Source organism: Streptomyces sp. LUP47B (assembly GCF_001746295.1).
In the GTDB taxonomy this organism is placed as follows: Bacteria; Actinomycetota; Actinomycetes; order Streptomycetales; family Streptomycetaceae; genus Streptomyces.
The window spans coordinates 1-16,990 of sequence record NZ_MJAH01000035.1; the positions used below are offsets into that span (position 1 = coordinate 1).

16 protein-coding genes are annotated in these 16,990 nt (G+C 66.8%); 12 read left to right on the plus strand and 4 right to left on the minus strand.

Annotation, left to right across the window (positions count from 1 at the left end; genetic code table 11):
* The 4 genes from BFN33_RS51640 to eccE all read right to left on the minus strand — a co-directional run.
* The coding region (locus BFN33_RS51640) for an SCO5717 family growth-regulating ATPase (protein WP_256123094.1) at positions 1 to 510 on the minus strand (510 nt) is incomplete at its 3' end.
* A 290-nt stretch (positions 511 to 800) separates the two neighbouring features.
* Positions 801 to 1,118: a DUF397 domain-containing protein gene (locus tag BFN33_RS48060; RefSeq protein WP_069766548.1), complete on the minus strand. Its 318-nt coding sequence runs from the start codon at positions 1,116 to 1,118 to the stop codon at positions 801 to 803.
* A 137-nt stretch (positions 1,119 to 1,255) separates the two neighbouring features.
* A complete protein-coding gene (locus tag BFN33_RS48065) occupies positions 1,256 to 2,086 on the minus strand; it encodes a hypothetical protein (RefSeq protein ID WP_069766549.1) in 831 nt (276 codons plus the stop codon).
* Entirely contained in the window at positions 2,086 to 3,417 is a 1,332-nt protein-coding gene (eccE, locus tag BFN33_RS48070; protein ID WP_370743399.1) for a type VII secretion protein EccE, read from the minus strand. The genes BFN33_RS48065 and eccE overlap by 1 nt, the downstream gene beginning before the upstream one ends.
* Positions 3,418 to 3,612: 195 nt before the next feature.
* On the opposite strand from eccE, the gene eccB reads away from it, so the two are divergent.
* From eccB to BFN33_RS48130, 12 genes are all read left to right on the plus strand, one after another.
* A complete protein-coding gene (eccB, locus tag BFN33_RS48075) occupies positions 3,613 to 5,175 on the plus strand; it encodes a type VII secretion protein EccB (RefSeq protein ID WP_069766551.1) in 1,563 nt (520 codons plus the stop codon).
* 325 nt (positions 5,176 to 5,500) lie between these two features.
* A complete protein-coding gene (locus BFN33_RS48080) occupies positions 5,501 to 5,821 on the plus strand; it encodes a WXG100 family type VII secretion target (protein WP_007385064.1) in 321 nt (106 codons plus the stop codon).
* A 67-nt stretch (positions 5,822 to 5,888) separates the two neighbouring features.
* Positions 5,889 to 6,182: a WXG100 family type VII secretion target gene (locus tag BFN33_RS48085; protein ID WP_057616722.1), complete on the plus strand. Its 294-nt coding sequence runs from the start codon at positions 5,889 to 5,891 to the stop codon at positions 6,180 to 6,182.
* A gap of 250 nt (positions 6,183 to 6,432) precedes the next feature.
* Entirely contained in the window at positions 6,433 to 7,614 is a 1,182-nt protein-coding gene (mycP, locus tag BFN33_RS48090; protein WP_256123095.1) for a type VII secretion-associated serine protease mycosin, read from the plus strand.
* A gap of 5 nt (positions 7,615 to 7,619) precedes the next feature.
* Positions 7,620 to 7,934, plus strand: a complete 315-nt coding sequence (locus BFN33_RS48095; protein ID WP_069766552.1) for a WXG100 family type VII secretion target — start codon at positions 7,620 to 7,622, stop codon at positions 7,932 to 7,934.
* A 39-nt stretch (positions 7,935 to 7,973) separates the two neighbouring features.
* The gene (locus BFN33_RS48100) at positions 7,974 to 9,374 is read left to right on the plus strand and encodes a WXG100 family type VII secretion target (RefSeq protein ID WP_069766553.1); all 1,401 of its coding nucleotides are present in this window, start codon (positions 7,974 to 7,976) and stop codon (positions 9,372 to 9,374) included.
* 88 nt (positions 9,375 to 9,462) lie between these two features.
* Positions 9,463 to 10,800, plus strand: coding sequence for a S8 family serine peptidase (locus BFN33_RS48105; protein WP_079141433.1), 1,338 nt, complete (start codon positions 9,463 to 9,465; stop codon positions 10,798 to 10,800).
* A 113-nt stretch (positions 10,801 to 10,913) separates the two neighbouring features.
* Positions 10,914 to 12,230 carry a type VII secretion-associated serine protease mycosin gene (gene mycP, locus BFN33_RS48110; RefSeq protein ID WP_176742661.1) on the plus strand — a complete coding sequence of 439 codons (1,317 nt, stop codon included), beginning with the start codon at positions 10,914 to 10,916 and terminating at the stop codon, positions 12,228 to 12,230.
* A 280-nt stretch (positions 12,231 to 12,510) separates the two neighbouring features.
* Positions 12,511 to 12,810, plus strand: a complete 300-nt coding sequence (locus BFN33_RS48115) for a hypothetical protein (RefSeq protein WP_069766554.1) — start codon at positions 12,511 to 12,513, stop codon at positions 12,808 to 12,810.
* A 280-nt stretch (positions 12,811 to 13,090) separates the two neighbouring features.
* The gene (locus BFN33_RS48120; RefSeq protein ID WP_256123096.1) at positions 13,091 to 13,516 is read left to right on the plus strand and encodes a hypothetical protein; all 426 of its coding nucleotides are present in this window, start codon (positions 13,091 to 13,093) and stop codon (positions 13,514 to 13,516) included.
* A gap of 88 nt (positions 13,517 to 13,604) precedes the next feature.
* Positions 13,605 to 15,842, plus strand: a complete 2,238-nt coding sequence (locus tag BFN33_RS48125; RefSeq protein WP_069766556.1) for a hypothetical protein — start codon at positions 13,605 to 13,607, stop codon at positions 15,840 to 15,842.
* 83 nt (positions 15,843 to 15,925) lie between these two features.
* Positions 15,926 to 16,984, plus strand: a complete 1,059-nt coding sequence (locus BFN33_RS48130) for a hypothetical protein (protein WP_069766557.1) — start codon at positions 15,926 to 15,928, stop codon at positions 16,982 to 16,984.
* Positions 16,985 to 16,990 lie beyond the last annotated feature (6 nt).

Genomic DNA, 16,990 nt, shown 5'->3' on the forward strand with positions numbered 1-16,990 from the left:
CGGCGGTGCGGGAGCGACGGGCGCCGCGGGCGGTGCCGTAGGAGGAGTGGGCGGCTGAGGGTAGCCGTAGCCGCTCTCCGGGTTCGGGGGCGCGGGGGGGTGCGGGTAGCCGTAACCGCTCTGGGGGTTCGGGGGCGCGGGCGGCTGAGGGTAGCCGTAGCCGCTCTGCGGGGGCTGGGGGGCCGCGCCGGGGTTTCCCGCCCACGGCGGCGGCGGAGGCGTCGCGCCGGCCGGGCCCGCGGGCGGGGCGAACTGCGGGCCGGGCACGGGAGCCGACGGTGCGGAACCGGACGTATCGGGGTAACCGGGGTGCGGTGCAGGCGCGGTGGGGGCAGCGGCGGGCGCGGGAGGTTCCGCCTCGGCCTCGGGCGCCGCGCTCTGCGTGTACCAGGCAGGCGCGGCGTAGTCGATGGTGAACTCGCCCGTCACCTCGGTGGCGGACTCCGCGTCGGACTGGTCGTCGCTGGGCGTGGTCCAGCCCGCGCGCAGCCCGTCCCGATCGCTCTGCACAATTCCTCCTGGTGTGGGGTCGAGCACCCTCGTGCCGTGTGCGCACTCATGTGCCGGGCTGGGGGCGACCGTTCCTGGTGTCCGATCCGTCTGAAGTCCCCTGGACGCGAACAACCCACCCGTGGGTTCTTACGCCGCACCCGCATCAAGCGTAAACGCCACCGGCGTCGGCGGGGCAGGCCCGTCCGCTGTGCGCTCGCGCCCAACGGACCGGTGCCTGCCCTGATGTCGGCCTTGTGACGGTTGTCTGTCTCTTGAGCCCGGGTAGCAGCGCCTGCTCGGCTGCCGCGCTACTCCGCGGTGAGCCCACCGTTGTGCGGTGCGGCCTCCAGGTCGAACTCGCCGTCGCGTGCGCCGAGTACGAAGGCCCGCCACTCCGCCTCCGTGTACCGCAGCACGGTGTCCGGATCCAGGGAGGACCGCATGGCCACCGCGCCCTCGGGCAGGTAGGCGATCTCGACGCGCTCCTCGTGCTCCTCGGTACCGGGCGCGCTGTGCCACTCGACGCCGGAGATGTCCAGGCCGTACAGCTCGTCCCGTTCCCTCGCCTTTCGCGCCTTGACGTCCTCGTCCGGTGTCTTTGCGGCGATGTCGTCCGCGTCGGTCATGGTCGGCGGGCCCTTTCTCATGAGCGAACCTCGTGCACGAGCACCCTACTTGGCCTGGGCCCTCTCACACGGCGCAACGGTTCGGCTACGAACTCGTATGAGGGGCCGACGCCTTGGCCGCGTCACGAGCCCGCCCGTCAGTCCATCCGGCGGGGCGCCCCGAGGAGACCGGTCTCCGCGTCGGTGGGCTGGGTCATCACGTACTGCCGGTGCTTCTGTGTGCACCACAGGGCGACGTTGTCGGCGAGGGACGGCAGGGACGCGGCATCGCCCTGGGGCAACCGCATGGACTTGCCGACCACTTGGGACTCCTGCGGAGAGATCCGCTGGACGCCGACGACGTCCGCGTTGGCCAGCAGCCGCGGCGCGGTGGGGCCGAGGTAGGGGAGCAGGGTCAGCACCGATTGCCAGGGCGCCGTGGTGAGCCGGCTGCGCGGCGGGCGGATGCCCAGGTCGCGGATGATGAGCACCGGGCTGGCCGGGGACGGGCCCTGCGGGGCGATCCGGCCCACCTGGTGCACCGTCACGCACTGCTGGCCGCCGCCGGCCGCCTGCGCCATCGGCGCCCACAGCTGCGGACGTGCCGTCTCCACGGCCACGCGCGCGCCGATCGCCGCCGCCCGCAGGGCGATGACCTGGGCCATCCAGGTACCGCCCACCAGCACCATGTCCAACCGCGTGGGGCGGCACAGCCCCAGCACCGCGGGCTGGTTGTCCTGGTCGATGCCGAGGATCAGACCGTCGTCGCCGACGGGCAGCGTCAGCTGCGCCAGGACGTCGGCGTCGACGAGGTGACGCTCACGCCGGGGGCCGAGCAGACCGAAGGCCTCGCGCAGACGCCGCTCGGGACCGATCCGGGCGGGCTCGGGGGAGCGGGGCAGATGCCCGGGACGCTGTCCGGGGAAGCCCGGCGTCGACGAGGATCCGAAGCCGGAGCGGCCGGAGGGACGGACGGTGGGAGCGGACATCAGCGGGTACCTCCCAGCGGCAGGGTGGCCAGAACTCCGGGCAGCTGCTCACGGTCGAGCCGTACGAGACCGACCTTGAACGCGGACGCCGCCCGCTCCAGGTGCTCGGCCGCCTCGCCCAGTTCGTTCTCACCGCGGCCGGTCAGGCGCACGTGCCCGGACAGGGCGATGACCTTGCCCCGGCGCCTGCTGATGGTGAGCGAGAAGGTGCTGGCCAGCGTGGGCGCGGAGGTCAGGGCGCCGACCAGCCGGGGGAACGCCGGTCCGCCGCCGCCGAACTGCGGCCACTTGGAGATCCAGTACGTGGTGTGCAGCCGGTCGTCACAGCGCCAGGTACGGGTGCTCTCGGCCGTACGGCGGCCCGAGCGACTCCCGTCGAGCGCGGCACCGCCGGTCGTGGCCATCGGGTTGACGCAGCTGGAGGTCGCGATGGCGCCGCAGATGTCCGACTCGCTCAGCACCTTGGCCCGCATGCCGACTCCCATGAGACGGCTGGCCAGTTGGTCGGCGACCCGCAGCAGCGCCCGCCGGGCCCCCTGCATACCGCCGCCGCGGGCCTCCACGGCCTCGGGGCACAGCTCCGGGTCGAACTTGAGCGCGACCCAGGTGATGCGCAGCCCCGGTGTCATGCTCTGGGCCTGCAGCGGCCCGTAGGAACGGACCGCCATGGCCTGCGGAGGCAGATGCGGGGCGGGCGCGGGCTGGGTGTGCTGGACGACCTGGACCGAGGCGAGCCGGATGTCGTCCACCTCCAGCAGGCCCTGCAGCAGATCGAGGGGGATGTCCCCGGTGCCGTAGGAAGGACGCAGGGGGGTGTCGGCGGCCTGCACCTGCACCAGCGCGGTGAGGAAGGTGCCGTCACCGAGCATGCCGATCTCGCGCTGCTCGCGGTCCTGGAAGCTGTAGGTGCGCAGCGCCGGGTCGCACTCGACGGCCGGGGCGAAGCCGGGGTCGGTGCCGGTGGGCACGGGTTCGGCGTTGCGCCTGCGGCGGTCGCGGAGGGCGCGGGCGGTGCTGAACCACTCGGGCAGCGGACGCCCGCGCCGGCGCAGCAGTCCGGCCAGGACGAGCGGTACGGCCAGCACGATGCCGACGGTGAGACCGATGGGGCGCAGCAGCCAGCCGATCAGCAGGACCGCGGCGGCCAGTTCGAAGCCGACCAGGTGCTGGACGCGGATGGGGCCGATGCTGCCGGGGCGCCTGGCGAGCGACGGTGACGCCGGACTCGGGGGCGTGGACGGCTGTGCCGGTTCCGGCACCTGCCCTGGCCCCTGGTTCTCCTGGGTACGACGGCTGCCGTTACGGCGCCGGGACCTGGTCGCAGTGCTCATCCCCCGGTACAACCCCTTTGCATTGTCTGGCCGCGACTTGAGCTGGCGGCGGATCACCGTACCCCGTACCGTACGGTGCGATCGTCACACGGCATAGTAGAGGCCCCTGCAGGAGCAAACGCCACGGACTACCGGGCGGCCCTGGGGAGTTCCGCATTCGGCAACAAAGCGAAAAAACGGGGAGTTGACCCATCGATGGCGACACGTCGGGATGAGCTGAACGCTTACTCCTTCGCGCGCAGGCGCACGGTGGCGGCGTTTCTTCAGCCGTCTCCGCACGGTTCGGAAGAGGCGGCACCGCGGCCCCTCAAGACCGTCCTGCCGAGTCTCGGTGTGGCGGTGCTGGTGCTCATCGGATTCGGCGCCTGGGGCATGCTCAGCCCGACCGCGCCGAAGGGCTGGGACGACCAGGGCAAGAACATCCTCGTCGGCAGCGAGTCGACGACGCGCTATGTACTGGTGAAGACCAAGGGCGAGAACAAGCTCAGCCTGCACCCGGTCCTCAACCTGGCGTCCGCCAAGCTGCTGTTGAACGGCGAGAACCCCCAGGTCATGAAGATCAAGGAGTCGGTGCTCGACAACAGCAAGTACCCGATGGGCGCCACCGTCGGCATCCCCTTCGCCCCGGACCGGCTGCCGTCCGCGTCGGACGCGGAGACGGTGAAGACCTGGGCGCTGTGCCAGTCGCCGGGGCAGGACGGGCAGCCCGTCAGTGCCACGTACGTCCTGGACAAGAGCGACTACAACAAGCTGCTGCACACGAAGGGCGAGCTGAAGCCGGGCCACGTCCTGTACGTCGAGGGCCCGAAGGACCCCACCTCGATCAGCGGCAACGGTCCGCGGTACATGGTCACCGAGGACGGGAGCGCCTACCTGATCGGTGGCAAGGACTGGCGGCTCGACAGCAAGAACACGCTGCAGGACATCGAGCGGGCAGTGTTCGGAGTCGGCAAGCCGCAGAGCGTCAGCCTGGACTTCCTCAAGACGCTGAACACCGCGGGAACCCTTGAGTTCCCCAACATGGGGGCGGAGGCGGGGACGCAGGCGAATGTCGAGGGGCTCGCTCCCAACCTCTCGAAGGTGGGCATGATCCTCGAGGCCGGCTCCGGAGCCGGGGAGCAGAAGTACGTCGTGCTGAAGGACAAGGTCCAGCCGGTGTCCGACTTCGCGGCGCAGATGTGGATGCGCAGTCCTTTCATCAACTCCGTGTACGCGGGCAAGACCCCCGAACCGGTGGAGGTCGGCTTCAACGACATCCACCCGGACACCGGCGAGTGGATGGACGAGATGAGGTGGCCCGACGAGCCGGTGGTCCAGGCCAACACGCACTGGGAGCGGGGCGGCGACAAGATCTCGTGCAGTGTCTGGCACGGCGGTGAGAAGAACCCGAGGACGGGCTCGGAACTGATGACGGTGTGGACCGGCTCGGACTACCCCAAGGACCTCTCCCAGAGCGGTTCCCGGACCTACGTCTCGCCCGGCAGCGGCCTGCTGTTCAAGCGCCTCACGGGTGCCGACGCCGGTGGCGGCAGCACCTTCCTCGTCACCGACACCGGCCTGCGCTACTCGGTCCCCGCACGCAACGACAGCGCGGTCACCGGCGGCGAGAAGGCAGACACCCAGCAGACCAACACCGCCCAGGTCAGGCTCGGTTACGGCAAGATCAAGCCGGTCGCGGTGCCGGCCGCGTGGGCCGATCTGCTGGCGGCCGGGCCGGAGCTCAGCAGCGGGAACGCGGAGCAGGCGCAGGGGTCGTAGCCAGGCGTCCGTACCGAACGAGGGCTCTCCTGCTGGCTGTTGGGGCCGGGGGAGGGCCCTTGTCATGTCTTCTACGGTGTCTTCCTACGTCGCCCTTGTTGGCCGCTCTGTTGGCCGCGCGCGTCGCGCGCGCATAGCAAACATCTTGTGAAAAAGGTGAGTTGAGTTCATCGCGATCTTGCTACAGAACCCTTCGGATGTTCGTTCTGTCGGCGGATGCGTCTAGAGTGGTGCCAGACCAGACTGGCTACGCCTGCCGCCCCTCGGCGGCGGTGTGCCGTGTGTGGGTCTATCTCGAACTCCTACGTCTCATGGGGGACACAACATGGCTGGACAGCAGTTCACCATGACCGAGGAGGAGATGGTCGCGTTCAGCGGCAAGATCTCCTCGGTCAACTCCTCGATCCAGGGCGAAATCTCCCGCCTGCAGACCGTGATCGACACGATCACGGGCGGCTGGAAGGGCTCGGCGGCCACCGCGTACAACAACCTGCAGTCGCAGGTGAACCAGGATGCCAACAAGATCAACCAGATCTTGAACGACATCAAGGAAGCGATCGACCAGAGCACCAAGGCCTATGCGGCGTCGGAAGAGGAGCAGCGCGCGTCCATCCAGAACATCGCGGCCTCGTCCCCCTTCGGATGATCGGACCCGTGCGCCGCGGCGCACGTCCGTGACCGACCATCCACAGATCCGAGGAGACATAGAAGAGATGTCCGGGCAGATTCTTGTAAATTTCGCCACGATCTCCCAGGCCGCGCAGGACGTCCGCAGCACCGCGGGCAAGATCCGTACGCAGCTTGACGAGCTGGAGAGCGGCGTCAAGCGCATCTCCGCCAGCTGGGAAGGCACGGCGCAGGAGTCCTACCGCGCCAAGCAGGCCGAGTGGGACCAGCGCGCCGCCTCCATGCAGCAGACGCTGGAGGCCATCGCCAAGGCCCTCGACAGCGCCGCCCAGAACTACCAGGCGACCGAGTCGAAGAACGCCCAGATCTGGGGCGGCTGACGTGACCGCTTGATGGGGGCGAGTGCGCTGTCGCGCACTCGCCCCCATCGGCAGTTCACGGGGCGTATGGACTTTTCCGCTCATAGCTGGTTCATGCGTCCCGTACAGAAACAAAACGGGAGGACGTAAGACAGTGGGATCCGGGGCATCGCGCACCGCGCGTCGAAGCGCCGCAGGCACCGCCGCCGTCGCGGTACTGGCCTGTGGGCTGCCCTTGGCGGGGGCCACACCGATTGCCGCCGCCGAGCGCGTGCGGACCACCTTGGCCGACGACGACGTGCGCTTCCAGGTCGACGACACCAGCTGCTCGTTCCCGTCCGACATCATCAAGGGAACGCCCTGGTCGCTGCAGCGAGTCGTCCTGGACCAGCTGTGGCAGGACACCAAGGGCAAGGGCGTCAAGGTCGCCGTCATCGACACCGGCGTCGACACCGTCAACGCGCAGCTCAAGAGCGCAGTCGCCAACGGCACGGACTTCCTGCACAAGGGCGGCACCGGCAAGACCGACCCCACGGTGGGCCACGGCACCAAGGTCGCGGGGATCATCGCGGCCAGGAAGCTCGACGGCACCGGTTTCGTCGGCCTCGCCCCGGAAGCGACGATCATCCCGATCCGGCAGAACGACGACAAGGGCAGCGGCAACGTCGGCACGATGATCAAGGCGATCAAGTTCGCGGCCGACGCCGGCGCCAAGGTCATCAACATCTCGCAGGACACCGCGTCGAAGATGGACCCGACGGTCGACACGGCTTTCCGGGGGGCCATCAAGTACGCCCAGGAGCAGCATGACGCCCTGATCGTCGCGGCGGCCGGCAACGACGGTGCGGACGGCAAGGTCAAGGAGACGTACCCGGCGGCGTACCCCGGTGTCCTCGCGGTCGCCGCGACCGACCGCAACAACGCCCGCGCCCCCTTCTCCCAGTCGGGGCCGTTCGTGGGCGTCGCGGCACCGGGCATCGACATGGTCTCGACCGTCCCGGTGGGCGGCAACTGCGTCGACCAGGGCACGAGTTTCGCGGCGCCGTACGTCTCGGGTGTCGCGGCACTGATCCGCGCGAAGCACCCGGACTGGAGCTACAAGCAGGTCATCACCCAGATCGAGCAGACGGCGGACCGGACCAAGGCGGGCCGCGACGACTTCGTGGGCTGGGGCGTCATCGACCCGGCCGCCGCGGTCAACGACGACACGACGGCGCCCTCGGCCGACGGCCCGAAGCCGGACTCGGCCGGCCCCGCGGGCGACTCCGCCGACGTCCAGGCCGCGACACTCGTCCTCGGCGAGTCCGAACAACAACGGACGGAGCGGTACGCGCTGTACGTCCTGGCGGCCGGATTCGCGTTGGTGCTCCTTCTGTTCGGGGGCGGGCGGGTCCTGAGCGACTGGCGACGTAAGCAGGGTGTGGGTAACAACGTGGAGTCAACGGGGAGCTGAGCATTATGGCTGAGCAGTACAAGGTCGATCTCAGTGAGATCGAGGGGACGATCACCAAGCTCAACGGCGTCATCAGGGACATGACGACGTCCAAGTCGAGCTGCATGGGCAACACGTACCTGCCGCAGGGTGCGCTGGGTACGGGCTTCGGCGAGGCGAAGGCGCTGTACGACGCCCACGAAGCGATGAAGGAGCGTCTCTACGAGATCGTCGCGCACCTGGAAGAGGTGCTGGACGACTTCGGGAAGAAGACGAAGAGGACGCATGACGCGTTCAGCGACGCTGAGGCGGAGAACTATGCGGCGTTCAACAGGAAGTAACGGGATGTCCTGCTACGTGGGTTTGAGGGGGCTGTAGACATGGGCGACAAGGACATCGACGACTTCGAGTACGTCGAGACGAATCAGTGCATTTCGGCGAAGCACAGCACGCCGTTCGGGCTCAACTACGACATGGACCAGATGAAGGACATGGTCCGTGACGCCGACCCGGGCACCGTGACGAGGGTCGCGACGGCCTGGGAGGCTCTGAGCAAGGACCTGGTCGGGCCGGGCGGGATCAAGGAGGCCCTTGACGCCGCCGTCGAGCACGTTCTCGCCCACTGGGAAGGACAGAGCGCGGATCTGTTCAGGGAGCGGGCGCAGGTGATCAGCAAGAAGATCACCGACAGCTCCACGTACGCCTCCCACACCTCGGTCTCCCTCAAGGGCGCCGCCGCAACGCTCTCGCAGATCAAGCCCGAGGTCCTGGCGATGGAGAAGCCGGGCAAGGTCTCCAGCGCGCTCGACTACATCGGCAACATGGGCGACCGGGACGACTCAGGCGCGAACAACGCCCTCAAGGGCGGCGCCGGCTCCCAGGAGGCTCTCGACGGCAACGCGGGCAGCCTGTCGGAGGGGCGCGAGGCGCAGCTTCGGATGGCTGTGAAGATGGAGGCGCTCGGGGCGGCTTATAACAGTCGGGCTGCGGAGATGGGGTCGTGGAAGCGTGGCAGCGTGAACGACAGTGAGGACTATCCGGGTGACCCAGGCGGTGTCGCTCCCGCTCCCGTGGTTGTCCCCACCGAGACCGCGACGCGTAGCCCGCAGCGGGTTACGACGGGTACCGCTCGTAGTGGTCAGACCAGCACCATCGGCTCGTCCAAGGCAGTAACTCCCCCCTCGGGCATCACGGGTGGCGCACACAAGCCGACCGTCTCGGAGCCTCAGGTCGGCACGGCCATTGACGGCATCTCTGGTGGTCGTACCGGTGGGCCGACGGTCGGTGCTGGCGGGGGCACGGTTAGTGGTGGCTCTGCTGGTGGCGGTGCCGTCGGCGGCGGAGGCTTCATCGGCGGCGCGGCTGGCGCCACGGCGGGTGGAGCCGGAGCCGCTCGTGGTGGCACGATCGGTCGCGCCGGCGCCGCTGGAGGTGTGGCAGGTCGCGCAGGTGCTGGCGGCGTGGCTGGCGCAGGTGCCGCCAAGGGTGCAGCCGGGCGCGTCGGAGGCACCGCTCGGGGTGGCGTAGTCGGTGGCACGCCCAAGTCCGGTGCGGGTGCGGGCAGGGGCACAGCCGGTGGCTCGGGCCTGCACAGCAGTCGCGGTGCCGCAGGAAAGGGGGCCAGCGCTGTCCGCAAGGGCGGTATTGCAGGCGCCCCCGGTTCACGCACTGGCCGTCGCAAGGAAGACGAGCAGCGCGAGGGCGAGCGTCCCGACTACTTGGTTGAGGACGAGGAGACCTGGACGCCGCAGACCGACGTGGCGCCTCGCGTCATCGAGTAGTCGTTTGGTGCTCACCGGCACGTGACAGGATGCGTGGGCGTGGCTTCCGGGCCACGCCCAGATTCAGTAACGGGATAGGGAAGACGGAATGGCCTTGAAGCGAACGGTGCACGCGTTGAGTGCCATGGCGCTGGGCGGCGCGCTGATTCTTGCCGCCGCCCCTGCTGCTTCCGCTGACCAGACCAGACGTGACCAGTGGGCACTGGACGCACTGCAGGCCGAGTCCGCGTGGAAGATTTCCAAGGGCAACGGTGTCACGGTTGCCGTCATTGATGGAGGAGTGAACGCCAAACACGTGGATTTGGAGAACAATGTCCTCAACGGCAAGGATTTTGTCGACGGGGATGATGATCCTTCACCTGAATCTTCGGAGGATAAACCCACTCACGGCACGCAGATGGCTGCACTCATCGCAGGTCACGGGCATGGCGCAGGTGCCGCAGACGGGGTCATGGGGCTGGCTCCGGAAGCTAAGATCCTTCCCATTCGCGCCGATCTAGCAGGCTTCGCCGATGAGATCCGTTACGCGGTGGATAATGGGGCCTCCGTGGTAAATATTTCTATGGACATCCGCGACCAGTACTCTGACCGCGGCGGATCCTCCGAAGATCTTGACGCGATCTCATATGCGCTAAAACATGATGTCCTCATCGTGGCTGGAACTGGAAACGATGGAAAGCGTCGGGTCGGGTTTCCTGCCATGGCGCCGGGAGTTTTGGCGGTGGGAGGGGTTGATCAGAGTGGATCCATCTGGCAGGACTCCAACTACGGACCCGAAGTTCTGCTGACCGCCCCTGCCACACGCATCGTCAGTGCGGGATGGCCCGGAAATAATCTGCAAATTGGTGACGGGACGTCGGACTCTACGGCCTTCGTGTCTGCTGCTGCAGCTTTGTTGCGATCGAAGTTTCCTGACCTTACGGCAGGGCAGGTTGCTAATCGCCTCGTGAAAACCGCCGTACTCCCGGAATCCGCCAAGGGTATCTCTCTCCCCGATGAGAAGTATGGATACGGAGAAATTCGCCCGCTTGCCGCGCTGACGGAGAACATCCCTGCCGGATCCAAGTACGGACCGCTCGCAGCCCCAGGGTCGGAGAGCCCGTCTGCTGCTGCAAGCACCGGCACCTCCGACAGTGACTCCGCTGCAGAAAAGGAAAACGCAGACCAAAAGCAAATGCTCTTCTTCGTCGTGCTCGGAGTTGTTGCCCTGGTCGTGATCGGTCTCATCGTTCTTCTGATTGTGAAGCTGTCTCGGCGCAACAAGAACAAGAATGGCGGGCCTGGTGGCCCGGCCGCCTACCCGCCGTACGATCAGCAGGCCTTCCCTCCGCAGCAGAACCCGTACCAGCAGCCCGCTCAGCCTCAGCAGAATCCATACCAGCAGCAGCCCACCCCGCCTCACAGCCAGTGGCCGCCGCAGCAGTAGCGGTGCGGGACTCGGTCCCGCTCATATCGAGTTAACCCTGCGTGAGGGGCTTCCGCGGCCATGCCCACGTTCGGTACTGGAAGAGGGACGACGGAATGGCCTTCAGGCGAGCCATGGGCGCGTTGGGCGCCACGGCCGTGACTAGTGCGCTGATCCTGACGGCAGCTCCTGCTGCCTCTGCCGACCAGACCAGAAATGACCAGTGGGCGCTGGAGATACTACAGGCCGAGTCCATCTGGAAAATCTCTGAGGGCAAGGGCGTAACTGTTGCCGTCATTGACACTGGTGTGAATCCCCAACATGTCGACCTCAAGGGAAATGTTCTCGAGGGCAAGGATTTCGTTGATGGTGACGGTGACGCTTCCCCTTCAGCGTCAGATGACGATCCCACCCACGGCACGGGTATGGCTTCGATCATTGCTGGTCACGGTCATGGTTCAGGCGCGGCCGACGGCGTGATGGGTCTGGCGCCTGAGACCAAGATCCTCCCTATTCGGGATAATCTTGACGTAGACCTTAGTTTTGCTGATGAAATTCGTTACGCAGTCGACCGCGGGGCGTCAGTCATCAATGTCTCCGGATTCACAGGTAACGATGACCCTGCCGATCGTGCAGCAGTTGCATACGCTCTAAAGCACGATGCGTTGATCGTTGCTGGTGCCGGAAACCAAAATAAAGATCCAAAAATTGAGTACCCTGCAAAGTATCCAGGTGTTCTTGCAGTCGCTGGAGTGGGGGAGGACGGGACCTTCTGGAGCGGATCAAACTACGGTCCGGAAGTTCTTCTAACTGCGCCCGCGACGCGTATTGTGAGTGCATCATGGCCCGGTAGTAAGCTGCGTATCGGCGATGGCACTTCCGATGCCACTGCATTCGTTTCTGCCGCGGCGGCTTTGCTCCGGTCAAAATTTCCCAATCTTACAGCGGGTCAGGTCGCCAATCGCCTTATAAAGACGGCAACCTTGCCAGACTCGGTTAAGGGTATTTCCCTCCCCGATGAAAAGTATGGATACGGTGAAATCCGTCCGCTTGCCGCGCTGACGGAGAACATCCCTGCCGGATCCAAGTACGGACCCCTTGCGGCCCCAGGGTCGGAGAGCCCGTCTGCTGCTGCAAGCTCTGGTACCTCCGAAACTGACTCCACTGCAGAAACGGAAAACGCAGACCAGAAGCAAATGCTCTTCTTTGTCGTGTTCGGAGTCGTCGCCCTGGTCGTGGTGGGCCTCATCGTCCTCCTGATCGTGAAGCTGTCCAGGCGGAACAAGAAGAACAACAACGGCGGGCCCGGGGGGCCGGCTCCTTACCAGCAATATGGTCAGCAACCCTTCCCACCCCAGCAGAACCCATACCAGCAGTCCGTTCAGCCTCAACAGAACCCGTACCAGCGGCAGCCCACCCCGCCTAACAGTCAGTGGCCGCCGCAGCAGTAGGCGCGACCCCTCGGTTCTCCAGCAGACTGCACGGGCCGCCTTGGGACTGGTGACTATTCGCTGTCAACGCCGCCGAACGGTTCTGTGATCTGCGGCTCTCCGCCACGGAATGTGTCGGCACCGTCGACATCTCGGAGAAGGGTTCCTTCGAGATCATCCGCAAGGGCAACGATATTTGGGCCATGCCTGATTCGACGTTTGCCAAGGGCATGAACTCCGTCTCGGAGACAACGCGTTCTCCACCAAGAAGTGGACCCATGGCACGTCGAGCAACGCACTCATGGCGAAGCTGGCCAGCTGGTGTCACCAGGAGCAGCTCAGTGCCCCCGACACGCTCGACGCCGGCAGCAAGGCGACTAAGGGCAAGGTCACCACGGTGGACGGCCAGCAAGCGGTGCCGGTCGTCCTGGCGAAGAAGGGCGAGTCCGTCACCTGGTACGTCGCGACCACAGGCAAGCCGTACTTCATCAAGCAGGACAGCACCCGAGACGACCTGCTGACCTCACGGACCTCCGACTTCGGCGGGGCGGTGAGCGCGAAGGCGCCTTCCGGGGCGGTCGTTGAGGCACCGGCGGCCTGATCTTCGGCGAGCGGTGAGCAGTGAGCGGCTCGGTGGGCAGGTGCCCGCCGAGCCGTCGCGTTCGCGTTCACTTTCGCGTCCCACAGTGCGGCCAACACTGGGCCGCGCAAAGGAAGATCCGGTATCTTTCGGCCTGCTGATTGGCATGTCCTTGCCTAGGTCGCCGGGCGCGAGGCTCGGCCGGAGTGGGCACCTCACGTCGTACGGGCGCAGCGAAATCCGTGGTCGTGTGAACGAACCGGGCATGTCCACCACTTTTACAACGGGGATGGGACAAGGGATGAGTACTCCCTTCGATGCACCGCAGCACAGCGGATCCACTCGGACGCGGCTGAACTCCGTGCCCGCAGAGGGCGGTGGCGGTGGCGGCACCAACGTCGACACCCAGCGCCTCGACGAGGCCGCCAACGCCCTCGTCGAACTGCGCGGTGACACCGAGAACGTCGACAACGGCGCCGACGACGACTGCCTGAGCGCCTCCAGGGGGCTGAACAAGCACAGCGCCGGGGGCATGGCCGAGGCGGGCTCCTGGGCCACCGCCGGCTCCCTGGTGACCATGGACGTCCGCTGGGGCTCGCAGGTCCTCAACCTCAAGAGCCTGCTCCAGGACATCAGCGACAAGCTCCACACCACCTCCGGCCACTACACCAGCACCGAGCAGGAGGAACAGGCCAGGCAGCGCGCGATCAGCACACCCTTCGGGTGAGCCCGGCCGCCCAGGTCGCCGTCGCAGCACCGCGCCCGGGTGAGCCCATCGAGCCGGACCTGAACCCCCTCACAAGGAGCAGCCGCACATGGTGTCCATTCCCTACCTCGACAAGGCCGACCTCGGCCCGCTGGCCGACGCCGCCGCGTCGTGGAAAGCGTTGCCGGCCAAGTACGACGCGTTGCAGCGGGAGTTCGAGCAGCGGGTCATCAACCACCTCAAGGGTCACTGGGAGGGTGACGCGGCCGACTCCGCCTTCGTCACCATGGGCAAGGCCCGTACGGAGTACGAGAACGCCGCCACCGAGGCGGAGCGCATCGCCAAGTTGTTGCTGGACGCGCACGGCGAATTCACCGCGTCCCAGAAGCAGTTGCACGCACTGCTCGACGAGGCCCGCAACGACCACTACAAGGTCTACGACGACGGGCGCGTCGAGGACGTTGACCCGCGGCAGGACAGCCCGACCGCTTCCGCCTCGCCTGGTCTTGCCGAGGAGCGCAAGAAGAAGCTGGACTCGCTCGTCTCCCGGCTGACGCGGGTCCTGGAAGTGGCCACCGCCGCGGACGAGGCCGCCAGTTCGGCTCTGGAACGCGACGCCAACGGCGACAGCCAGTCTTTCAACACCAGCGTCTACACCACCCTCGACTCCGTCGAGGCCGACCAGGCTGCCGCCCTGATGAACAAGAAGGGCCGGCTCTCCGACGCCGAGATCACCAAGCTCAACCTGCTCCTCTCCGCCAACAAGAACGACCCCGAGTTCTCGAGGGACTTCGCGGTCAAGACCGGTGGCGAGAACATGCTGAGCAAGTACAACGAGCTCATGAGCCCGCCGGCCGGCACCACGCTCTCCAAGGCGCAATTGGCCCAACTCAAGGAGCTCAAGGCGAACCTGGGCACCACCATCGGAACGGCGACCACGTCGGACGACCACCGGAAGGGCGGTCCCGACCCGGAGATCACCAAGTTCCAGAACGACCTGCTCAAGGCGGGCCAGCGCGACTTCAACGCCAACCCCACCGAGTCGCCGTACGGCCTCACCGGCTACCAGCTCACCAGCAGCCTGATGAGCGAGGGCAAGTGGGACAAGGACTTCCTCCAGGGTTACGGCGACGCGCTGATCACCGCGGAGAAGAACGGCGCCAACGCCGGGCAGAACCCGGACGCGTACTGGGGATATCCGCGGACGCTGGGCACGACCAACATCGGGGCGCTCGACCCGATGGCGGGGTACATGGACGCCCTGGGCCACAACCCGGAAGCCTCCACGGAGTTCTTCGGTTCTGAGACCTCGGTCAACGGCGAAAAGGTCGACCACTACGACTACTTGATGAAGGACAGGCACTGGCCCGAGGGCGCGGGCTACACCGGTGACGACAAGAACCCCAACGGCTACAACAACCTCGGTCACGCCCTGGAATCCGCTGTGACGGGACACTCGTACGACAGCAGTCCCTCGGCGGACACCCCAGCGCACAACGAGCAGCAGGCCGCTCTCATGGAGAAGGTCGTGCACGACGTCTCCAAGGACGACGGACTGGCCCACGACGGGATGCAGGACAGTCTGGGGCGCATGGCTGGTGAATACATGCCGGACATCCACCAGTCCCTGACGAACGACCAGTCCGACAACAAGGGCGAGTTCTATCCGCTCTCGGGCACACGAGCAGTGTTCGACGAGCGGGACACTTCCCGCTTCCTGATGACCGTCGGGAAGGACCCGGACGGCTACGCCGCGGTCAACCTCGGCGAGAGCGCGTACACGTCGAATCTCATCGACTACCACCTCCAGCACCCGGACGCTTTCAAGGGGTCCACGGACACTGCGCTCAGAGAGATCGCCAGGTCCTCCGGCGAGGTCCAGGGCAGCATCGCGATCGGCCGACGGGAGTCGGACATCGGCACCGGTGTGGAGGCCGACAAGTCGTACAACGACGCCATGGGGCGGGCGGGCGGATACGCGGCGGGCATCGTGGGCACCGGCATCGGCGTCGGCACTTCCTTCATCGCCACGCCCGCCGTCGGCGCCGGAGTGGGCGGCATCGCCACCACGGTCACCGGAGATCTCATCAACCAGATCGTCCAGGGGTCCGAGCGGGACACCCTGGGTGACACGGTGTACTCCAGCGGCGCGGACTGGGAGAACTCGAAGCACTCCACCACGGCGGTGCTCCAGGACGCCTACCAGAACTCGGCGGCGGCCCAGGGCAAGGGTGACGTCGCCGACTACAACAACATCCTGGCCAACGAGGTCGAACAGGGCTTCCAGTCGGCCGAGAGCAACCTGGATGGTTACGGCCAGGACAAGAGGGGCACGGGCCAGGGCTGACCCGAGAAGCCCGAGGCGGCCCGGCGGTCGCACGCGGTAGATGCAGGTTCGGTCGTTCGTCACGCAGACAGGGATCACGTCGGATGAAGTGGGACTCTCGGGCTCTGTTCCGAGGAAAAGGGAGACGTCGGCTGATCGGCTCCGTGGTGACGCTGGCCGTCCTGGGGGCCGGGTACTACGGATTTCAGCTCCAGTACCCGGCTGCCAAGACCGCACGGGCCTGCAGTGGGATGCTCGCAGTCGACTCGGTGCTGGACCTGGCGGGGAAGTCGAAGCTCTCCCTGCTCGGTCCGGGATTCGACGTCTCCACTCGGCAGTTCGACGTGTCGGGCGATGTGAAGGAGCCCGCTGGCCTGGCAACGCGATGCACGGTCGACGGCATCGAGATCGCCATCGAGACCACGGCCGGTGCCCAGAACGCGTACGGCGCCTACCAGGACGATGAGAAGACTTCCCCGGTACCTCTGAACGGCGGCTGGCAGGGGCTCATGGTCACCAAGAACGAGGAGGCAACCGCGTCGGTGCTCCTCAGCTGCAAGAACTGGTCGCCGAAAGAGGGCAGCGGAATCCTTGTGACGGCCGATTCGCCGTACGACGCCGAGGCCACCGAGTCCATACGTCTCAAGCTCGCTCGAGCCGCCACCGGCACGGCACAGCGCGCGGCGGAAAAGACGGACTGCCAGACGGAATCAGGAAACACGGGCAAGCTCGCCGCCCCCGAGGCCACCGCCCGCACGATGCCGGCCGGCACAGCCACCGGGACCTGCAAGGGCATGACCTCCGCGCAGACCGTGCGGGAGACCGCCGCGGCGAAGTCCCCGGTGGAGGAGTGCATCCTTGTCGGCAGCCTGCGACTCGTCTCCGCGTACGGCCCGTTCAGCGACGCCTCAGACGCGGTCGTCAACGGCAAGTACGGCGGCCACGACACCCCCTCGGGGGTCGACAGGTCCACGGCCTGGACGGCAGCCACCTGCCAGGGCGCCCTGGGCATCGGTTACTACCACGCTTCGCCGGTCGAGGGCAGCGACCGGAAGTTCACCTCGGTTCCGCTCACGAAAGAGGAGCGCGCGGACCTGGAGCACTTCGCGGAGCAGTCGGCGGCCCGCCACGGGTGCGCGGCACCAGCGGCCCTGCCCTCTTGAAGCACG